The 20,589-nt window shown below is 71.8% G+C and carries 13 protein-coding genes; 11 read left to right on the top strand and 2 right to left on the bottom strand.

Annotated elements, in window-relative coordinates; translation table 11 throughout:
• Positions 1 to 273 precede the first annotated feature (273 nt).
• Positions 274 to 3,789 carry a DNA-directed RNA polymerase subunit beta gene (rpoB, locus tag AC0VXQ_RS08130; protein ID WP_058730518.1) on the top strand — a complete coding sequence of 1,172 codons (3,516 nt, stop codon included), beginning with the start codon at positions 274 to 276 and terminating at the stop codon, positions 3,787 to 3,789.
• Between the two features lie 55 nt (positions 3,790 to 3,844).
• Positions 3,845 to 7,738 carry a DNA-directed RNA polymerase subunit beta' gene (locus tag AC0VXQ_RS08125; protein ID WP_058730519.1) on the top strand — a complete coding sequence of 1,298 codons (3,894 nt, stop codon included), beginning with the start codon at positions 3,845 to 3,847 and terminating at the stop codon, positions 7,736 to 7,738.
• A gap of 142 nt (positions 7,739 to 7,880) precedes the next feature.
• On the opposite strand, the gene AC0VXQ_RS08120 is transcribed toward AC0VXQ_RS08125, so the two are convergent.
• Positions 7,881 to 9,749: a bifunctional sugar phosphate isomerase/epimerase/4-hydroxyphenylpyruvate dioxygenase family protein gene (locus AC0VXQ_RS08120; protein WP_358292956.1), complete on the bottom strand. Its 1,869-nt coding sequence runs from the start codon at positions 9,747 to 9,749 to the stop codon at positions 7,881 to 7,883.
• Positions 9,746 to 10,726, bottom strand: coding sequence for a shikimate dehydrogenase (locus tag AC0VXQ_RS08115; protein ID WP_475528276.1), 981 nt, complete (start codon positions 10,724 to 10,726; stop codon positions 9,746 to 9,748). Before AC0VXQ_RS08115 ends, AC0VXQ_RS08120 begins: the two co-directional genes overlap by 4 nt.
• A 210-nt stretch (positions 10,727 to 10,936) precedes the next feature.
• Here AC0VXQ_RS08115 and AC0VXQ_RS08110 point away from each other — a divergent pair, with 210 nt between their 5' ends.
• From AC0VXQ_RS08110 to AC0VXQ_RS08070, 9 genes are all read left to right on the top strand, one after another.
• Positions 10,937 to 12,373 carry an MFS transporter gene (locus tag AC0VXQ_RS08110; protein WP_064724942.1) on the top strand — a complete coding sequence of 479 codons (1,437 nt, stop codon included), beginning with the start codon at positions 10,937 to 10,939 and terminating at the stop codon, positions 12,371 to 12,373.
• A gap of 79 nt (positions 12,374 to 12,452) precedes the next feature.
• Complete coding sequence (gene pcaH, locus AC0VXQ_RS08105) at positions 12,453 to 13,286, top strand: protocatechuate 3,4-dioxygenase subunit beta (RefSeq protein ID WP_231376972.1); 834 nt, start codon at positions 12,453 to 12,455, stop codon at positions 13,284 to 13,286.
• Positions 13,283 to 14,065, top strand: a complete 783-nt coding sequence (pcaG, locus tag AC0VXQ_RS08100) for a protocatechuate 3,4-dioxygenase subunit alpha (protein WP_064724941.1) — start codon at positions 13,283 to 13,285, stop codon at positions 14,063 to 14,065. Before pcaH ends, pcaG begins: the two co-directional genes overlap by 4 nt.
• Positions 14,058 to 15,332 carry a lyase family protein gene (locus AC0VXQ_RS08095; RefSeq protein ID WP_055684597.1) on the top strand — a complete coding sequence of 425 codons (1,275 nt, stop codon included), beginning with the start codon at positions 14,058 to 14,060 and terminating at the stop codon, positions 15,330 to 15,332. Before pcaG ends, AC0VXQ_RS08095 begins: the two co-directional genes overlap by 8 nt.
• Positions 15,329 to 16,744, top strand: a complete 1,416-nt coding sequence (gene pcaDC, locus AC0VXQ_RS08090) for a bifunctional 3-oxoadipate enol-lactonase/4-carboxymuconolactone decarboxylase PcaDC (RefSeq protein ID WP_081275376.1) — start codon at positions 15,329 to 15,331, stop codon at positions 16,742 to 16,744. The genes AC0VXQ_RS08095 and pcaDC overlap by 4 nt, the downstream gene beginning before the upstream one ends.
• Positions 16,741 to 17,982 carry a thiolase family protein gene (locus AC0VXQ_RS08085; protein ID WP_475528272.1) on the top strand — a complete coding sequence of 414 codons (1,242 nt, stop codon included), beginning with the start codon at positions 16,741 to 16,743 and terminating at the stop codon, positions 17,980 to 17,982. Before pcaDC ends, AC0VXQ_RS08085 begins: the two co-directional genes overlap by 4 nt.
• Complete coding sequence (locus AC0VXQ_RS08080; RefSeq protein WP_475528270.1) at positions 17,979 to 18,710, top strand: 3-oxoacid CoA-transferase subunit A; 732 nt, start codon at positions 17,979 to 17,981, stop codon at positions 18,708 to 18,710. The genes AC0VXQ_RS08085 and AC0VXQ_RS08080 overlap by 4 nt, the downstream gene beginning before the upstream one ends.
• Positions 18,707 to 19,408, top strand: a complete 702-nt coding sequence (locus AC0VXQ_RS08075) for a CoA-transferase (protein WP_058731518.1) — start codon at positions 18,707 to 18,709, stop codon at positions 19,406 to 19,408. The genes AC0VXQ_RS08080 and AC0VXQ_RS08075 overlap by 4 nt, the downstream gene beginning before the upstream one ends.
• On the top strand, positions 19,405 to 20,205 hold the full coding sequence (locus tag AC0VXQ_RS08070) for an IclR family transcriptional regulator domain-containing protein (RefSeq protein ID WP_055684593.1): 801 nt from the start codon (positions 19,405 to 19,407) through the stop codon (positions 20,203 to 20,205). Before AC0VXQ_RS08075 ends, AC0VXQ_RS08070 begins: the two co-directional genes overlap by 4 nt.
• Positions 20,206 to 20,589 lie beyond the last annotated feature (384 nt).

The following is a 20,589-nucleotide window of genomic DNA, read 5'->3' as shown; positions in this document are numbered from 1 at the left end:
GCCCGTCCCCTGGACAGGACGGCAGGGTGTGTGTAGTGTGGAGATTTGCGCTTTCCCTAGTTCTTTGTGCCTTCATATAGCGGTGGGTACAACCGATGGATCCAGCTTCCTCCCGTCCACGCCAGCACGACCACCGTCCGCACCGCATGACGCCGCCGCCACCGCGCGGCGCGGGCGCCGGGTGAGCGTCGTGCAGCGCCAAGGACCCGCGGGAGCGGTCGGATCCTGAAGGGGAGCCTTCGAGTACAGACAGGTCTGTGGAAGGATCCAATCTTGGTCGCCTCGAGCACCTCAAACAACGACGCCGCTGGCGCGACCGGAGCCCAGCACGACGGCTCCGCGTCCCGCATCTCATTCGCGAAGATCCACGAGCCGCTGAGCGTTCCGAATCTGCTGGCCCTGCAGACGGACAGCTTCGACCGCCTGGTCGGCAACGAGCGCTGGGCCCAGCGCGTCGCCGAGGCGGAGAAGACCGGGGACACCTCCGTGTCCACCGTCTCCGGCCTGACCGAGATCTTCGAGGAGATCTCCCCGATCGAGGACTTCCAGGGCACCATGTCCCTGTCCTTCTCCGAGCCGGAGTTCGCCGACCCCAAGTACTCCATGGAGGAGTGCAAGGACCGCGACGCCACCTACTCGGCCCCGCTGTACGTCAAGGCCGAGTTCATGAACAACGAGACCGGCGAGATCAAGCAGCAGACCGTGTTCATGGGCGACTTCCCGCTGATGACCGAGTCCGGCACCTTCGTGATCAACGGCTCCGAGCGCGTCGTCGTCTCCCAGCTGGTCCGCTCCCCGGGCGCCTACTTCGAGAAGTCCGCGGACCGCACCTCGGACAAGGACATCTACTCCGCGCGCATCATCCCCTCCCGCGGGGCCTGGTTCGAGCTGGAGATCGACAAGCGCGACCAGGTCGGGGTGCGCCTGGACCGCAAGCGCAAGCAGTCCGTGACCGTGCTGCTGAAGGCCCTGGGCTGGACCGAGTCCAAGATCCTCGAGGAGTTCGGCGAGTTCGACTCGATCCGCGCGACCCTCGAGAAGGACACCGTCGAGACCCGCGACGAGGCGCTGATCGACATCTACAAGAAGCTGCGCCCGGGTGAGCCGCCGACGGTGGACGCCGCCCAGTCCCTGCTGGACAACATGTACTTCACCCCCAAGCGCTATGACCTGGCGAAGGTCGGCCGGTACAAGATCAACCGGAAGCTGGGCCTGGACAAGAACCTCGCGGACAACGATTCCTCGGTGCTGACCCAGGAGGACATCGTCGCGATGATCCGCTACCTGGTGACCCTGCACGACGGCGGCACGACCATGAAGGGCGTGCGCGACGGGCAGTCCGTGGACATCCGCGTGGACACCGACGACATCGACCACTTCGGCAACCGCCGCATCCGCGCGGTCGGCGAGCTGATCGAGAACCAGATCCGCACCGGGCTGTCCCGCATGGAGCGGGTCGTGCGCGAGCGCATGACCACCCAGGACGTCGAGGCGATCACCCCGCAGACCCTGATCAACATCCGCCCCGTGGTGGCCTCGATCAAGGAGTTCTTCGGGACCTCCCAGCTGTCGCAGTTCATGGACCAGAACAACCCGCTGGCGGGCCTGACCCACAAGCGGCGCCTGTCCGCGCTGGGCCCGGGCGGTCTGTCCCGCGACCGCGCGGGCATGGAGGTGCGCGACGTGCACCCCTCCCACTACGGCCGCATGTGCCCCATCGAGTCCCCTGAGGGCCCGAACATCGGCCTGATCGGCTCGCTGGCCACCTTCGGCCGGATCAACCCTTTCGGGTTCATTGAGACCCCGTACCGCGTCGTCGAGCACGGGAAGGTCACCGACAAGGTCGTGTACCTGACCGCCGATGACGAGAAGGGCTCGATCATCGCGCAGGCCAACGCCCCGCTGACCGAGGACCAGCGCTTCGCCGAGGACACCGTCCTGTGCCGTGCGGCCAACGGCTCCGGCGAGGCCGAGGCGATCGCCGCGGACGAGGTCCAGTTCATGGACGTCTCCCCGCGCCAGATGGTCTCCGTGGCCACCTCGCTGATCCCGTACCTGGAGCATGACGACGCCAACCGCGCGCTGATGGGCGCGAACATGCAGCGTCAGGCCGTGCCGCTGCTGCAGTCCGAGTCCCCGGTGGTCGGCACCGGCATGGAGGGCTACGCGGCCCTGGACTCCGGGGACTCCGTGCTGGCCCGCAAGGCCGGCGTGGTCCGGGAGGTCTCCGCGGACCTGGTCGTGGTGGGCAACGACGACGGGACCACCACCTCCTACCCGATCTCCAAGTTCCAGCGCTCCAACCCGGGCAACTGCTACAACCACCGCGTCGTGGTCTCCGAGGGGGACCGCGTGGAGGTGCGCGGGCTGATCGCCGACGGTCCCTCCACGGACCAGGGCGAGCTGGCCCTGGGCAAGAACCTCCTGGTGGCGTACATGTCCTGGGAGGGGCTGAACTACGAGGACGCGATCATCCTGTCCCAGCGGATGGTCTCCGACGACGTGCTGACCTCGATCCACATCGAGGAGCACGAGATCGACGCCCGCGACACCAAGCTCGGCGCCGAGGAGATCACCCGGGACATCCCGAACGTCTCCGAGGACGTGCTTTCCGCCCTGGACGAGCGCGGCATCATCCACATCGGCGCCGAGGTCGAGGCCGGGGACATCCTGGTCGGCAAGGTCACCCCGAAGGGCGAGACCGAGCTGACCCCGGAGGAGCGGCTGCTGCGCGCGATCTTCGGCGAGAAGTCCCGCGAGGTGCGCGACACCTCCCTGAAGGTCCCGCACGGCGAGTCCGGCACCGTCATCGGGGTGCGGGTGTTCGACCGCGAGGACGACGACGAGGATATGCCCCCCGGGGTCAACCAGCTGGTGCGCGTGTACGTGGCCCAGAAGCGCAAGATCACCGACGGGGACAAGCTCGCCGGGCGCCACGGCAACAAGGGCGTGATCTCCAAGATTCTGCCCGTGGAGGACATGCCCTTCATGGCCGACGGCACCCCGGTGGACGTCATCCTCAACCCGCTGGGCGTGCCCGGGCGCATGAACATCGGGCAGGTGTTGGAGGTGCACACCGGCTGGCTGGCCAAGCAGGGCTGGAAGATCGAGGGGAACCCGGCGTGGCTGGAGAAGCTGCCGAACTTCCCCAAGGAGTCCGGCCCCACCAAGGTCGCCACCCCGGTGTTCGACGGCGCGGACGAGGACGAGATCTTCGACCTGCTGGACCACACCAACCTCAACCGCGACGGCGAGCGGCTGATCGACTCCACCGGCAAGGCCCAGCTGTTCGACGGGCGCACCGGCGAGCCGTTCCCGGACCCGATCTCGGTGGGCTACCAGTACATCCTGAAGCTGCACCACCTGGTGGACGACAAGATCCACGCCCGCTCCACCGGCCCGTACTCGATGATCACCCAGCAGCCGCTGGGCGGTAAGGCGCAGTTCGGCGGTCAGCGCTTCGGCGAGATGGAGGTGTGGGCCCTGGAGGCGTACGGCGCGGCCTACACCCTGCAGGAGATCCTGACCATCAAGTCCGATGACGTGCACGGTCGCGTGAAGGTCTACGAGGCCATCGTCAAGGGCGACAACATCCCCGAGCCGGGGGTGCCGGAGTCCTTCAAGGTGCTCATCAAGGAGATGCAGTCCCTGTGCCTGAACGTGGAGGTCCTCTCCAGCGACGGGCACGCCATCGAGATGCGCGACTCCGAGGACGAGAGCTACCGGGCCGCCGACGAGCTGGGCATCGACCTCTCCCACGCCGAGCCCAGCTCGGTCGAAGAGGTCTGATCCTCCCACCCCATCCACGAGATCGTTCATTCGTTTTTCAAGAGAAAAGGACCCCATGTCCAACGAATCTTCACTGGGACTGATGCGGATCGGTCTGGCCACCGCCGAGGACATCCGCTCGTGGTCGTACGGCGAGGTCAAGAAGCCGGAGACCATCAACTACCGCACCCTCAAGCCGGAGAAGGAGGGTCTGTTCGACGAGCGGATCTTCGGGCCGACCCGCGACTGGGAGTGCTACTGCGGCAAGTACAAGCGCGTGCGCTTCAAGGGCATCATCTGCGAGCGCTGCGGCGTCGAGGTGACCCGGGCCAAGGTGCGCCGTGAGCGGATGGGCCACATCGAGCTGGCCGCGCCCGTCACGCACATCTGGTACTTCAAGGGCGTGCCCTCCCGCCTGGGCTACCTGCTGGATCTGGCGCCGAAGGATCTGGAGAAGATCATCTACTTCGCCGCCTACATGATCACCTCCGTGGACGAGGAGGCCCGGCACGAGGACCTGCCGAACCTGCAGGCCGCCCACGACCGGGACAAGAGGACCCTGGAATCCGAGCGGGACGCGGACATCGCCGCGATCGCGAAGGAGACCGAGGAGGAGCTGGCCCGCATCGAGGCCGAGGGCGGCAAGGCCGCGGAGAAGCGCAAGCTGCGCGACGCCGCGGAGCGTCAGATGGCCCAGGTGCGCAAGCGCGTGGACGCCGAAATCGCCCACATGGACAAGGTCTTCGACCGCTTCAAGAACCTCAAGGTCACCGACCTGGAGGGCGACGAGGCGCTGTACCGGTCCATGGTGGACAAGTTCGGCATGTACTTCGAGGGCGCGATGGGCGCCGAGGCGATCAAGAAGCGCCTGGAGACCTTCGACATGGCCGCCGAGGCGGAGGCCCTGAAGGAGACCATCCAGAACGGCAAGGGCCAGCGCAAGACCCGCGCCCTGAAGCGGCTGAAGGTCGTCAACGCGTTCCTGACCACCAGCAACTCCCCGCTGGGCATGGTCCTGGACGCGGTGCCGGTGATCCCGCCGGAGCTGCGTCCGATGGTGCAGCTGGACGGCGGCCGCTTCGCGACCTCGGACCTGAACGACCTGTACCGTCGGGTCATCAACCGCAACAACCGCCTGAAGCGCCTGCTGGATCTCGGCGCGCCCGAGATCATCGTGAGCAACGAGAAGCGGATGCTGCAGGAGGCCGTGGACTCCCTGTTCGACAACGGCCGGCGCGGTCGCCCGGTCACCGGGCCGGGCAACCGCCCGCTGAAGTCCCTGTCGGACATGCTCAAGGGCAAGCAGGGCCGGTTCCGCCAGAACCTGTTGGGCAAGCGCGTGGACTACTCGGGCCGCTCGGTCATCGTGGTGGGCCCGCAGCTGAAGATGCACCAGTGCGGTCTGCCCAAGCAGATGGCCCTGGAGCTGTTCAAGCCCTTCGTGATGAAGCGCCTGGTGGACCTGAACCACGCGCAGAACATCAAGTCCGCCAAGCGGATGGTGGAGCGCTTCCGCCCGCAGGTCTGGGACGTGCTGGAGGAGATCATCACCGAGCACCCGGTGCTGCTCAACCGCGCCCCCACCCTGCACCGCCTGGGGATCCAGGCCTTCGAGCCGCAGCTGGTGGAGGGCAAGGCCATCCAGCTGCACCCGCTGGTCTGCTCGGCGTTCAACGCGGACTTCGACGGCGACCAGATGGCCGTGCACCTGCCCCTGAGCCCGGAGGCCCAGGCGGAGGCGCGCGTGCTGATGCTGTCCTCGAACAACATCCTCAAGCCCTCGGACGGGCGCCCCGTGGCGGTGCCGTCCCAGGACATGATCATCGGGCTGTACCACCTGACCACGGTCCGGGAGGGGGCCGCCGGCGAGGGCCGGTCCTTCTCCTCGATCGCGGAGGCCCTGATGGCCCTGGACCGGCGCGAGCTGCACCTGAACTCGATGGTGAAGATCGAGCTGGAGGACTTCGTGCCCTACGAGGGCTGGGAAGCCCCCGAGGGCTGGGACCCGGGTCAGCCGGTGCTGCTGGAGTGCACCCTGGGGCAGGTGCTGTTCAACCAGACCCTGCCGGAGGACTACCCCTGGTACACCGGGATCGCGGATAAGAAGGGCCTGGGCTCGCTGGTCAACGACCTCGCCGAGAACTACCCGATGCACGTGGTCGCCCGCACCCTGGACAACCTCAAGGACACCGGGTTCTACTGGGCCTCCCGCTCGGGGGTCACGGTGGCCGTCTCCGACATCGCCACCCCGCCGTCCAAGCCGGAGATCATGGCCGGCTACGAGAAGCAGGCCAGCGAGATCCAGGGTCAGTACGACATGGGTCTGATCGACGACGACGAGCGCCGCTCCGAGCTGATCGACATCTGGACCAAGGCCACCGACGAGGTCGCCGCGGCGATGATGGAGAACCTGACCGGGCTGAACACCATCAACCGGATGGTCTCCTCCGGGGCGCGGGGCAACTGGATGCAGGTCCGCCAGATCGCGGGCATCCGCGGGCTGGTGTCCAACACCAAGGGCGAGATCATGCCGCGTCCGATCAAGTCCTCCTACCGCGAGGGTCTGTCGGTGCTGGAGTACTTCATCGCGACCCACGGCGCCCGCAAGGGCCTGGCCGACACCGCGCTGCGCACCGCGAACTCCGGGTACCTCACCCGGCGTCTGGTGGACGTCTCCCAGGACGTCATCGTGCGGGAGCTGGACTGCGGCACCAAGCGGGGCCTGAACCTGGACCTGGTCCAGGTGGACCCGGACACCGGGGCCGTGCACCTGCACGACGACGTCGAGAACTCCATCCACGGGCGCGTGCTCGCGGTGGACGTCAAGGACGAGGACGGCACGGTGCTGGCCGAGGGCGGCGCGGACGTCTCCGACGCCGTGATCCAGAAGCTGTACCAGGCCGGGATCCGGAAGGTGCGGGTCCGCTCCGTGCTGACCTGCGAGTCCGCGGTGGGCGTGTGCGCCAAGTGCTACGGCCGCTCGATGGCCTCCGGGAACCTGGTGGACATCGGCGAGGCCGTGGGCATTATCGCCGCGCAGTCCATCGGCGAGCCGGGCACCCAGCTGACCATGCGCACCTTCCACACCGGCGGTGTGGCCTCCGCGGATGACATCACCCAGGGTCTGCCCCGCATCCAGGAGCTGTTCGAGGCCCGCACCCCCAAGGGCGTGGCCCCGATCTCCGAGATCGCCGGGACCGTGTCCATCGAGGACACGGAGAAGTCCCTCAAGGTGGTCATCACCCCGGAGAGCAAGGACGACGAGCCGATGTCCTACCCGGTGCTGCGCCGGGCGCGGCTGCTGGTCTCGGATGGGGACCGCGTGGAGGTCGGCCAGCAGCTGGTCTCCGGTGCGGTGGATCCCAAGGAGGTGCTGCGCATCCGCGGGCCCCGCGAGGCGCAGAAGCACCTGGTGGACGAGGTCCAGGGCGTGTACCGCTCCCAGGGCGTGGGCATCCACGACAAGCACGTGGAGGTCATCGTGCGCCAGATGACCCGGCGGATCACCGTCATCGAGTCCGGTGACACCGATCTGCTGCCGGGTGAGCTGGTGGAGACGGTCCAGTTCCAGCAGGCCAACAAGAAGGCCGTGCAGGAGCAGGCCCGCCCGGCCGCCGGGCGTCCGGAGCTGATGGGCATCACCAAGGCCTCCCTGGCCACGGATTCGTGGCTGTCGGCCGCCTCCTTCCAGGAGACCACCCGGGTGCTGACCCAGGCGGCGATGGAGGGCAAGTCCGACCCGCTGGTGGGCCTGAAGGAGAACGTGATCATCGGCAAGCTGATCCCGGCCGGCACCGGTCTGGATCGGTACAACGACATCGAGGTGGAGCCCACGGAGGAGGCGCGCGAGCAGATGTACGCCAACTCCACCGGATTCGCCGACTTCTCCTACGCGGGGGAGACGGACGGCTCCGTGGCCGCGGAGTTCCACGCGATCCCGCTGGAGGAGTACCCCGGGTACGGCTCCTGATGCCGGACCGTGCGGGCGCGGTGAGCACCGCGCCCGCACGGTGACGGCACCGTGAAGGGCCCCGCCCCGGTCCCGACGCCTGATGAGCGTCGGGGGCCGGTGCGGGGCCCTTCCCCGTTTCCCAGGTGCTTCGCCGGGGCTCTCAGAGCCCGTCGGCCAGGCGGGCCTGGGCGGCCAGGCGCACCGGGGCGTCCGGTCCGCCGTAGCCGTCGTAGCCGTCCAGGCGCTGGACCACCTCGAAGAACACCTGCCCGACGGTGCGGGTGTAGAAGTGCAGGAACTCCCCGCGCTCGTCCCGGTCGTACATCAGGTCCAGCTCCCGCAGGGTGCCCAGGCGCGAGTCCGGCAGGTCGAAGCGGGCCGCGAGGTCCTCGTAGTAGTTCTCCGGCACCGGCAGGAAGCCCAGCCCCGCCTCCCGGGCCCGCCGGGCCAGGGTCAGGATGTCCCGGCAGGCGAAGGCCACGTGCTCCCGGCCGGGGTGGGCGCTGAGGTCCGGGGCCACGTTCAGCGGCAGGCGCACCGACCCGTCCTCGGTGCGCACCACCTGGGAGCTGATCAGCCCGTCCGGTCCCGGAACGTCCGTGGCCGCCCGCCGCTCCAGGCCCAGGGCCGCGCGGTAGAACAGCATGGATTCGGCCTGGTGGTGGCGGGGCTGGGCGAGGTTGACGTGGTCGATCCCGGTGATCAGCGCCGCGTCGGCCTCCGGCTGGGCCGCGGGGGCCGCGCCGACGTCGGGCCGGTCGAACTCCGCGACCCACGCGGGCTGGCCTTCGGTCGCCTCGGTGAGGAAGACCTCGGTCTCGTCCGGGGCGAGGAAGGCCGGGAAGCGCTGCTCGTCGTCGTGGGCGAGGCGCGCGACCTCGCGGAAGCCCAGCTCGCGGCACCGGCGGGCGGTGGCCTGCGCGGAGGGCACCTGCACGGCCAGGGAGGCCAGGCTCGCCTCCTCCCGGGCCCAATGGTCCTCGTTGAGCACGACGCGCGCCGCGCCCTGCTCCCACAGCCGCACCGGCTTGGTCCGATGCCGCCCGCGGGGGCTGAAGCCCAGCTGCGCCAGCAGGGCCTGCAGCCCGTCGGTGCGCTGCCCGCGCACCTCCGCCCATTGGATCCCGGTGGGTGCCTGGGCCTGCGGCAGCCGGGTCAGCGCGGCATCGGCGGGAAGCCGCTCGTCCTCCCCGCGCTGCGCCCGCAGCGCGGCCACGCGGTCCTGCAGCCACACCAGGCTGCGGTGGGCCTCCTGGGCGGTGCGGTAGACGTTGGTCTGGCGGTAGGAGTCGTTGAAGATCTCCAGGGACAGCGGCCCCGCGTAGCCGGCGCGCAGCACCGTGTCCAGGAAGCGGGCCAGGGCGAAGCCGCCCTCCCCGGGGAAGACCCGGTGGTGGCGGGACCAGGAGAGCACGTCCAGGGACATCGGCGGGGCGTCGGCCAGCTGCAGGAAGAACAGCTTCTGCGCCGGGATGTCCAGGATGCCCTCGGTGGGCCAGTCCCGGGAGAGGATGTGGAAGCTGTCCAGGCAGATCCCGAGGTTCCCCCGGTCCGCGGCGCGCACGATCCGCCAGGAGTGGTCCACGTCGTTCACCGCGGCCCCCCAGGCCAGGGCCTCGTAGGCCAGGCGGATGCCGTGGGCCGCGGCGGCGTCGGCCAGCTCCCCGAGCTGCCGGGCGGTCAGCTCGTCGCCGACGGCGTCATCGGCCGTGACCCCGCCGGCGACGGTGGAGCAGACCAGCATCAGGTCCATCCCGAGCCGGCCCATCAGTTTGAACTTCGCCTCGGCTCGGTGCAGGACCCGGGCGAAGTCCTCCTGACTGACCCCCACGGCATCGCGGAAGGGCTGGTACAGGTCCAGGCTCAGCCCGAGCCCGGCGGCCAGCTCCCGGATCCGCTCCGGGGACTCCGGGGCGACGACGAGGTCCTGCTCGAAGATCTCCACCCCGTCGAATCCGGCCGCGGCGGCCGCGCGCAGCTTCTGCACCAGGGTCCCGGACAGGCTCACGGTCGCGATCGAGGTCCTCATCGTCCGGCCTCCTCGTCCTCGGCGGCGGGCTGGCTCTCCGCGTGGGCGGGGGTCGACTCGGCGGGGGACGGCGGCGTCGGGGTGCCGGGCCCCTGCTGGGCGGTGACCAGTTCGGCGAAGTCCCGGGCCATCGCCTCCCGGTCCGGGGCCTGCCCGGTGATCAGGGTGAAGGCGTCCACGGCCTGCCCCACGGCCATGCCGCCGCCGGGAAGCACGGGGCAGCCCAGGGCGCGGGCGCGCCGGATCAGCGGGGTCTCCTGCGGCAGGTAGATCACATCGGCCACCCAGAGTCCCGGGTGCACCAGCTCCAGATCCAGGGGCGCACCGGGGTGGTGGTGCATCCCGATGGGGGTGGCGTTGAGCAGTCCGGTCGCCTCGCCCACGGCCTCGGGCAGCTGCTCGCGGGACAGGGCGCGGACCTCGGCCCCGGGGAACAGCCGGGCGTACTCGGCGGCCCGCTCCTCGGCCCGCTGCCGATCCACGTCGAACAGCTCCAGGCGCTGGGCGCCGGCGGCCAGCAGGGCGTAGGCGGTGGCCGAGCCGGCACCGCCGGTGCCCAGCTGCACCACCCGTGTCAGGTCTGCCGCGGGCAGGCCCGCGGCCAGCGCGGCGGCGAAGCCGGTGACGTCGGTGTTGTGCCCGATCATCCGTCCGTCCCGGAACAGCACGGTGTTCACCGCGCCCAGCCGGGCGGCCTCCTCGGAGAGCTCGTCTATCGGCGCCACGGCCAGCTGCTTGCACGGGTGGGTCACGTTGCAGGCGCTGAAGCCGAGCTCGCGGGCCGCGCCGAGCAGCTCCACCCCGTGCTGGGCGGAGACGGGACCGGGGTGTCCGGGCAGGGCCTCGAGGTCCACCGGGCGGTAGAGGTAGCGCAGCCCGAGGCGGTCCGCGGCGCGTTCGTGCCGGGGAGGGGTCAGGGAGGCGGTGATGCCGCCGCCGATCAGACCCACGAGGTGGGATCGGCCGGGAAGGCTCATGGGGATGCTCCTTGGTCCGGGGAGGGTCCCCGGGGTCGGTGCGTCGGGGCAGCGGCGCCGCAGTGGCGCAGATCTCGCCGACGGGGTATCGTCGTCGACACTACGCGGAGGTGCGCATCACGTACAACAGTTCGCACAGCGAACACATGGGCCCTTCTGCGGCGGGCGTCGCACCGCGCGCCGCCCGTGCCCACGAGACGAAGGAGTCCCATGAGCGAGCAGACCACCCCGGCCCCCGCGCCGGACGCCTCCCGCACCGGATCGCACGCCCCGGATCCGTCGGATCCGGTGCGCAAGACACCGGGCAAATCCGCCCTGGCCGCCTTCCTGGGGGCCACCCTGGAGTACTACGACTTCGTGCTCTACGGCACCGCCTCGGCCCTGGTCTTCGGGCACATCTTCTTCCCGGAGGGGGATCCCGTCGTCGCCACCGTGGCCTCCCTGGCGACCTTCGGCGTGGCCTACATCGTGCGGCCTATCGGCGGGCTGGTGATGTCCCACATCGGGGATCGGGTCGGGCGCAAGCTGTCCCTGCTGATCACCCTGATGATCATGGGCCTGTCCTCGGTGGCCATCGGCCTGCTGCCCACCTACCAGGCCGTGGGCGCCTGGGCCACGGTGCTGCTCGTGCTGTGCCGGGCCGCGCAGGGCTTCTCCGCCGGGGCCGAGGCCGCCGGGGCCTCCACCCTGACCATGGAGCACTCCCCGGACGGGCGGCGGGCCTTCTTCACCAGCTTCACCATGATCGGCTGCTCGGCCGGCAACGTCCTGGCAGCCCTGGTGTTCATCCCCGTGGCCAACCTGCCCGAGGACGCCCTGTACGGGTGGGGCTGGCGCATCCCGTTCCTGATCTCCGGGGTCGTGCTGGCCCTGGCCTACTTCGTCCGGGCCCACCTGGATGAGACCCCGGCCTTCGAGGAGTCCAAGGAGACCGGGCAGCTGCAGGCCGTGCCCGCCGTCGGGGTGCTGCGCACCCAGGGCACGGACGTGCTGCGGGTCTTCCTCATCACCTTCTTCTCCGTGGTGCAGTCCATCATGATGGTCTACGCCCTGAACTACGCCTCCAACGTCGTCGGGCTGGACCGCTCCCGGATGCTGCTGGTCAACGCCGTGGCGATGGCGGTGTCCATGGCCGCGATCCCGCTGCTGGCGGTGCTCTCGGACCGGGTCGGGCGCAAGCCCGTGCTGCTGGTCGGCGCCCTGGGCTGCATCGTGAGCGTCTGGTTCTACTTCGAGGCCATCCACGCCGGCAGCTGGGGGCTGATCTTCCTGCTGTGCATCGTCAACCAGGGCCTGTTCTACTCCTGCTGGAACGCCGTGTGGACGGTGTTCTTCCCGGAGATGTTCGCCGCCCCCGTGCGCTACACCGGCATGGCCATGGGCAACCAGCTGGGTCTGGTGCTCATCGGCTTCGCTCCCTCGATCGCCGCGATCATCGAACCGCGCTTCGGCTGGCAGGGCGTGGTCGTCTTCGTCGTCGTCTCCATCCTCATCAGCTGCGTCACGATCCTCTCGGCCCGGGAGACGGCCTTCGTGCCGCAGGAGCGGCTCGGCGGGAAGGCCGTGCAGCAGGCGGTGCGCGAGCAGCGGCGTGCCGCCGCCGAGCAGCGGCGCAGCGACGCCGAGCGGCGCCGAGTCCGCACCTGATACCCGCCCGGGCCGACGCCGCCCGCGGCGTCGGCCCGGGTACCCCGCATCCGCCGTCGAGCCCGCGAGAGGACGAGCCATGACCACCCACACCACCCACGACGAACGGCCCGCCGGAGCCGAGACGAACGCTCAGGTGCCCACCGACCCCGACGCCGCCGCGGCCAGCCAGCAGGCGATCAGCCGGGAGATCCGGGAGCAGCACGAGCAGTACGCGGCCTCGGGGACGCGGGAGACCCAGCCGCGCCTGGACTTCGCCCCCTACCGCAGCTCCGCGCTGCGCCACCCGACCAAGGACCTGCACCACACCGACCCCGAGCTGATCGAGCTGACCTCCCCGGCCTTCGGGCACCGCGACGTCGGCGAGCTGGAGAGCGACCTGACCATCCAGCACGGCGGGGAGCCGATCGGGGAGCGCATCCGGGTCAGCGGGCGCGTGCTGGATTCGGCCGGGCGCCCGGTGCGCGGGCAGCTCGTGGAGATCTGGCAGGCCAACACGGCCGGGCGCTACATCCACAAGCGGGACCAGCACCCGGCGCCGATCGACCGGAACTTCACCGGCATCGGCCGGACCATCACGGGGCAGGACGGCTCCTACTCCTTCGTGACCATCAAGCCCGGGCCGTACCCGTGGAAGAACCACCGCAACGCCTGGCGCCCAGCGCACATCCACTTCTCCCTGTTCGGCACGGACTTCACCCAGCGGATGATCACCCAGATGTACTTCCCGGGGGACCCGCTGTTCCCGCTGGACCCGATCTACCAGTCCATCGCCGACCAGAAGGCCCGGGACCGGCTGATCGCGGCCTACGACCACGAGGTCTCCGAGCACGAATGGCTGCTGGGCTACCGCTGGGACATCGTGCTCGGCGGCAGCGGCCGCACCTGGATGGAACCCGAGGAGGACGCATGAGCACCCAGAACCGCACCCCCGTGACCGTGCCGGTCAGCCGCGGCCGGCCCGTCACCGACCCGCCGGAGGACCTCACGCCGACGCCGGGCCAGACCATCGGCCCGTTCTTCGGCTACGCCACGGCCTACGAGAACAACGGCCTGCCCTTCGGCGGGGGCAGCGAGCTGGTCCACGTCGGCGTGCCGGGCGCGATGCGCTTCTTCGGCACCGTGCGCGACGGCGCCGGGCAGCCGGTCCCGGACGCGATGATCGAGATCTGGCAGGCCGATCGGGACGGTTCGATCCCGCAGCGCACCGGCTCCCTGGTGCGCAGCGGCTGGGAGTTCACCGGCTGGGGCCGGGACTTCGTGGACCGGGAGGGGACGTTCTCCTTCACCACGGTGCAGCCGGGCCCGACCGATCCCGGCCACGCCCCGTTCTGGCTGGTCACGATCTTCGCCCGCGGGCTGCTCAACCGCCTGTTCACCCGGGCGTACCTGCCCGAGGACGAGCAGGCGCTCGCGGCGGACCCGCTGCTGGCCTCCCTGGACCCGCAGCGCCGGCGCACCCTGATCGCCCATCGCGAGGCGGACGGCTCGGTGCGCTTCGACATCACCCTGCAGGGCGAGGACGAGACGGTCTTCCTGCAGTACTCGGGCAACGACGCCTATCCCGCCCCCGGGCAGCTGCCGGGCACCGGCCCGGAGGCCGCGGCCGACGACGCCGGACAGGAGGGTGCCGATGAGGAGGGCGTCGGGCAGGATCGCGCCGACCGGCGGGGGGTCGCGGCCGATGGCTGAGTTCCGCGACCTGCTGCTGCCCGGCGGGCAGCACGCGGGGGAGGCCCTGGACCCCGAGGCCTTCCTGGACTCGCTCCTCCAGGTCGAGCGGGCCTGGGTCATGGCGCAGGCCGAGACCGGCATCCTCGATTCCGGGTGGGCTGAGCAGGTGGCCGCGGCCCTCGGCGCGGCCGAGGACTACGACCTGCCGGGCCTGGCGGCCGAGGCCGAAGCCGGGGGCAACCCCGTGATCGGGCTGGTGCGCGCCGCGCGCGAGCGGGTCCGGTCCCGGCTGGGCGGCACCGGCTCCCCGGACGGGCCGGACTCCGATCCCGGGGCCTGGGTGCACCGCGGGCTGACCAGCCAGGACGTCATGGACACCGCGCTGATGCTGCGCATGCGCGCCGGCACCGAGCGGATCCTCGCGGAGGTGATGGCCGCCGGGGACGCCCTGGCCGAGATCGCGCAGCGGCAGGCCCGCACCCCGATGATCGCGCGCACCCTGGCCCAGCACGCCCTGCCCACGACCTTCGGGGCCCGGGCCGGCGGCTGGCTGGACGGGCTCGCCGAGGCCCGGGCCGAGCTGACCGCGAGCCTGCGGCGGCTGCCGGTCGCGATCGGCGGGGCCGCGGGCACCGGTGCCCAGCTGCCCCGGGACCCTCGGGGAGGGCGGGACCCCCAGGCCCTGCTGGCGGCCTGGGCCCGGCGCCTGGGCCTGGCGCTGCCCGCCGCGCCCTGGCACACCCGGCGACAGCCGGTGCTCGCCGCGGCCCAGGCCCCGGCCCTGACTGCGCAGTGCTTCGCCCGGATCGGCGGCGACGTCGTCGTCTCGGCGCGCCGGGAGATCGGGGAGCTGTCCGAGCCCGCGGCACCGGGGTGCGGGGGCTCCTCGGCCATGGCCCACAAGCGCAACCCCGTGCTGTCCGTGCTGATGCGCCGCTCCGGGCTGGCCGCCGCCTCGGCGATGGGCCGGCTGCACGAGTGCGCCGCGCTGGCCCTGGAGGAGCGCTCGGACGTGGCCTGGCACCTGGGGTGGGAGCCGCTGCGCGAGGTCCTGGCCCACGGGATGATCGCCGCCGCTCTGGGGCGTCGTCTCCTGGAGGGCCTGGAGGTCCACCCCGAGCCGATGGCCCGCAACCTCGCCCTGACCTTCCCCGAGGCCCCCGACACCGACCCCGAGGACACCGGGACCTACGGCGACGCCGTGGCCCTGGCCCTGGCCGCCGCCCGCCGATGGCGCGACCGCATCGCACCGGATGAGCCCGCGAACCGAGGAGCACGCCCATGAGCACCCCGACCCTGACCGCCGTCGCCCTGGGGGAGAACCTCCGGGACGAACCCGACGCGCCGGCCCACCGCCCGCGCCGTCCGCTGCTGATGCTCGGACCCTCCCTGGGCACCGCCGTGACCCCGCTGTGGGCCCCGGCGGCCGCGCAGCTGGCGGGCGACGTCGAGCCGGTCGGCTGGGAGCTGCCCGGGCACGGCCGCGGGGCCGCCGACACCGCGCAGCACAGCCTGGCCGAGCTGGCCGAGGGCGTGGCCGCGCTGGCCGCGCGCCTGCAGCGCGAGCGGGGCCTGCCCGAGGACACCCCGTTCCTGTACGCCGGGGTCTCGGTGGGCGGGGCCGTCGGCCTGGAGCTGGCGCTGGCCCACCCGGAGCGGGTGAGCGCCCTGGCGGCCCTGTGCACCGGGGCGAAGATCGGCACCGAGCAGGCCTGGCTGGAGCGGGCGGAGTTCGCGGCCGCCTCCGGAACCCCCAGCCAGGTCATCCGCAGCACCCAGACCTGGTTCGCGGACGGCTTCCTCGCGGCCCAGCCGGTCGTGGCCACCGAGCTGATGCACAGCCTGCAGGAGGCGGACCGGCACTGCTACGCGCAGATCTGCCGGGCCCTGAGCCGCCACGATCTGCGCGAGCGCCTCCGGGAGATCCGGGTGCCGGTCCTGGCCATCGCCGGGGCCGAGGACCCCGCCACGCCCCCGGCATCCCTGCGCGAGATCGCCGACGGGGTGCCCGACGGGCGCCTGGCGGTCATCGAGGGTGCCGCGCACCTGGCCTGCGCGGAGAAGCCCAGGGAGGTGGCCGGGGCGCTGCGGGAGTTCTTCGCCGAGCACCGGCCCGCCGCCGACGCCGCGGCCGCCGGCGCCGCCCCCGCGGCTGGCGATGCCGCCCCCACCGACGCCGTGCAGGCCGACGGCTCCCGGCCGAACGGCGAGCTGCCCGAGCGGTCCGCGGACCGGGACCGGGTCCACGCCGAGGGCACCGCGGTGCGCCGCCAGGTGCTCTCCGACGCGCACGTGGATCGGGCCGCGCGCACCGCCACCGCGTTCACCGCCCCCTTCCAGGACCTGATCTCCCGCTACGCCTGGGGGGAGATCTGGACCCGCCCCGGTCTGGACCGGCCGACTCGCAGCGCCGTGACCCTGACCGCGATGATCGCCGGGCAGCACTGGGAGGAGTTCGACATGCACGTGCGGGCCGCCAGGCGCAACGGCGTCACCGTGGCCCAGCTGCAGGAGATCCTGCTGCAGACCGCGATCTACTGCTCCGTGCCCTCGGCCAACACGGCCTTCGCCCGCGCCCAGCGGGTCCTGCGCGAGATCGGGGACCTGCCCCCGGCCGCTGCCCAGGATCCGGGCCCGGCCCAGGACCCCGGCCACGCCGATGACCCCACCGATGCCCAGGAGGATGAGCGCCGATGAGCGCCCTTGCACAGACCTACGTGTACGACGCCGTGCGCACCCCCTTCGGGCGCTTCCGCGGCGGCCTGTCCGGCACCCGCCCGGATGACCTGGCGGCCTTCGTGCTGGCCGAGATCCTGCGGCGCAGCCCCGCGCTGGACCCGGCGGCGGTGGATGAGGTGATGCTGGGCAACGCCAACGGCGCCGGGGAGGAGAACCGCAACGTCGCCCGCATGGCCGCGCTGCTGGCGGGGATGCCCGTGTCCGTGCCCGGCACCAGCATCAACCGGCTGTGCGGCTCCTCCCTGGACGCCGCGATGCAGGCCTCCCGCCAGATCGCCGTCGGGGATGCGCGGATCGTGCTGACCGGCGGGGTGGAGTCCATGTCCCGGGCCCCCTGGGTGCTGCCCAAGACCGAGCGGCCCTTCCCCGCCGGGAACCTGGAGCTGGCCTCCACGACCCTGGGCTGGCGCCTGGTCAACCCCCGGATGGATCCGGCCTGGACCGTGTCCCTCGGGGAGGCCAACGAGCAGCTGGCCGAGACCCGCGGGATCACCCGCGAGCGGATGGACGCCTTCGCCGCGCGCTCGCACCGACTCACGGCACAGGCCTGGGAGGAGGGCTTCTACGACGCGCTGGTGGCCCAGGTTCCGGACACCGAGCTGACCCGGGACGAGTCCCTGCGCCCGGGGACCACCGAGGAGAAGCTGGCCGGGCTGAACCCCGCCTTCCGCAAGGACGGCGGGCGGATCACCGCCGGAAACGCCTCGCCGCTGAACGACGGCGCCTCCGCGGTGCTGCTGGGCAGCGAGGAGGCCGCGGAGCTGATCGGGCGGGACCCGGTGGCCCGCATCGCCGCGCGCGGGGCCCACGCCCTGGTCCCGCAGGACTTCGGCATCGCTCCGGTGGCCGCGGCCGAACAGGCCCTGGCCCGGGCCGGCATCGGCTGGGGCGAGGTCGGGGCGATCGAGCTGAACGAGGCCTTCGCCGCCCAGTCCCTGGCCTGCCTGGACGCCTGGGAGGTGGATCCGCAGATCGTCAATGCCCGCGGCGGGGCCATCGCCATCGGACACCCCCTGGGCGCCTCCGGCGGGCGGATCCTGGGCACCCTGGCCGCGCGGCTGCGGGAGACCGGCAGCCGGTGGGGCGTGGCCGCGATCTGCATCGGGGTGGGCCAGGGCCTGGCCGTGGTCCTGGAGAACGTCGCCGGGGACGAGGAACCCCGGTCCGAGGAGAATGACGGGAAGGAGCGGGCATGACCGAGATCGCGCAGAGCGCGGCCGAGGCCGTCGCCGGGATCGAGGACGGCTCGACCGTGCTGATCGGGGGCTTCGGCAACGCCGGGCAGCCCATGGAGCTGATCGACGCCCTGCTGGAGGGCGGGGCCACGGGCCTGACCGTGGTCAACAACAACGCCGGGCAGGGCGACGTCGGGCTCGCGCGGCTGATCCGGGAGGGGCGGGTCGCCAAGATCATCTGCTCCTTCCCCCGCCAGTCCGACTCCTGGCACTTCGACGAGGCCTACCGGGCCGGGCGGATCGAGCTGGAGCTGGTCCCGCAGGGGAACCTGGCCGAGCGGCTGCGCGCGGCCGGGGCCGGCATCGGCGGGTTCTTCACCCCCACCGGCTACGGCACGGCCCTGGCCGAGGGCAAGGAGACCCGGATGATCGACGGGCGCGGGCACGTGCTGGAGACCCCGATCCACGCCGACGCCGCCCTGATCAAGGCCTTCGCCGCGGATGCCTGGGGCAACCTCGTCTACCGCAAGACCGCCCGGAACTTCGGCCCCGTCATGGCGACGGCCGCCCGGCGCACCATCGCGCAGGTGGATGAGATCTCCCGGGAGCCGCTGGACCCGGAGGTCATCGTGACCCCCGGGGTCTACACCGACGTGCTGGTGCGCATCCCCAGCGAATCCGGGCGGCTGGCCGCGCGCGAGCGCGCCGGGCGGCCGTCCAGCACCCCCGCGGAAGGAGACCGCCGATGAGCACCCCCGAGCAGCAGACGCCCGAGCCGCAGTCCCCCGACGAGGGGCCCCTGGAGAAGGAGGCCCTGGCCCGGCTGGTCGCCGCGGACATCGCCCCGGGCTCCTACGTCAACCTCGGCATTGGCCAGCCCACGACCGTCGCGGATCACCTCGGCCCCGAGCAGGGGGTCACCCTGCACACCGAGAACGGGATGCTGGGCATGGGCCGGGCCGCGCACGGGGAGGAGGTGGACGAGGACCTCATCAACGCCGGGAAGATCCCGGTGACCGAGACCCCGGGCGCCTCCTACTTCCACCACGCGGACTCCTTCGCGATGATGCGCGGCGGGCACCTGGACGTGTGCGTGCTGGGGGCCTACCAGGTCTCCGCCGGCGGGGATCTGGCCAACTGGTCCACCGGCAAGCCCGGTGCGATCCCCGCGGTGGGCGGGGCGATGGACCTGGCGATCGGGGCGAAGTCCACCTGGGTGATGATGCGCCTGCTCACCCGGGACGGCACGGCCAAGATCGTCCCCGAGTGCACCTTCCCCCTCACCGGCGTCGGCTGCGTCTCCCGGGTCTACACGGACCTGGGGGTGTTCCTGCTGGAGGGCGACGGGAAGGTGCGGGTGCGCCAGATGCACGGGATCGACGAGTCCGGTCTGCGCGAGCTGATGCCCGAGGTGCCCCTGGTCTTCCCCGACGGCGAGGCCGCGTGAGCCGCGACGAGCAGGAGCCGGCCGCCGGCACGTATGTGCGGTCGCTGGAGCGGGGCCTGGCGGTGATCCGGGCCTTCGACGCCGAGCACCCGGAGCTCACCCTGGCGCAGGTGGCCGAGCGCACGGGGATGAGCCGGGCCAGCGCCCGGCGGTTCCTGCACACCCTGGCCCACCTGGGCTACGTGCAGGTGGAGGGCCGGGCCTTCCGCCTGGGCCCGCAGGTGCTGTCCCTAGGCTACGCCTACCTGTCCGGGCAGACCCTCAAGCAGGTGGCCGAGGTCCCGCTGCGGGAGCTGTCGGCCCGGCTGGGGGAGTCGGTGTCCCTGTCCGTGCTGGACGGGCCGGAGATCGTCTACCTGGCGCGGGTGGCCGCGCAGCGGATCATGGCCGTGGACATCTCGGTGGGCACCCGGCTGCCGGCCGCGACGACGTCGATGGGCCGGGTCCTGCTCGCCGGGCGATCCCCGCAGGAGGTGGACCGGCACCTGGGTGAGCACCCTCCGCGGGCGCTGAACCGGCACACGCTGACCGATCCGCAGGCCGTGGCCCAGCGGATCGAGCAGGTGCGCCGGGACGGGTGGGCGCTGGTGGACCAGGAGCTGGAGGTCGGGCTGCGCTCGCTGGCCGTCGGGGTGCGCGGGGCCGGGGGAGAGGTCGTGGCGGGGCTGAACGTCTCCACGCGCGTGGGCACGGAGCACGCGGAGCCGCGGCGGCTGCTCGGGCCCACCCTGGAGGCGCTGCGAGACTGCGCGGGCCGGATCGAGGAGCAGCTGCGCCTGGGGGAGCACCGGGTGTGAGTCCGGCCCGGGCGGCAGCGCCCGGGGCCGTCGGGTGTGCGGTGGCTCATGGGCTCTTCCGGGGCGGCGGGGCCTCGTGTATGCTGGACGACGAAGTACCAGCCCCAGCGCGGGTGCGTGCCCACAGGGCTCCGGCTTCGGAGTCTCGCGGACGCGACACCGGAGGCGATCACGGCGGTGGGCTTCGGAATCAATGGCAGGTATGGATACGGTCCTCTGGCGCGCACGCTCTGCGCCAAAATGCCATCGTCTCCGCGTGCCCAAAACCGCTCCGATCTCCCCGCCCGCCGGTCGGCGACGTATCAGTGCCTCAGAACCGGCTCCTCACCCGAGACCGCCTGGGACAGACACCGAGCAGCGGCTTCCCCCGTGTCCAGCACGGGG

The organism is Rothia sp. QJM3NY_36 (assembly GCF_056173115.1).
Note: the sequence above shows the minus strand (reverse complement) of the source record. Positions and strands in the feature narration are given on the sequence as shown.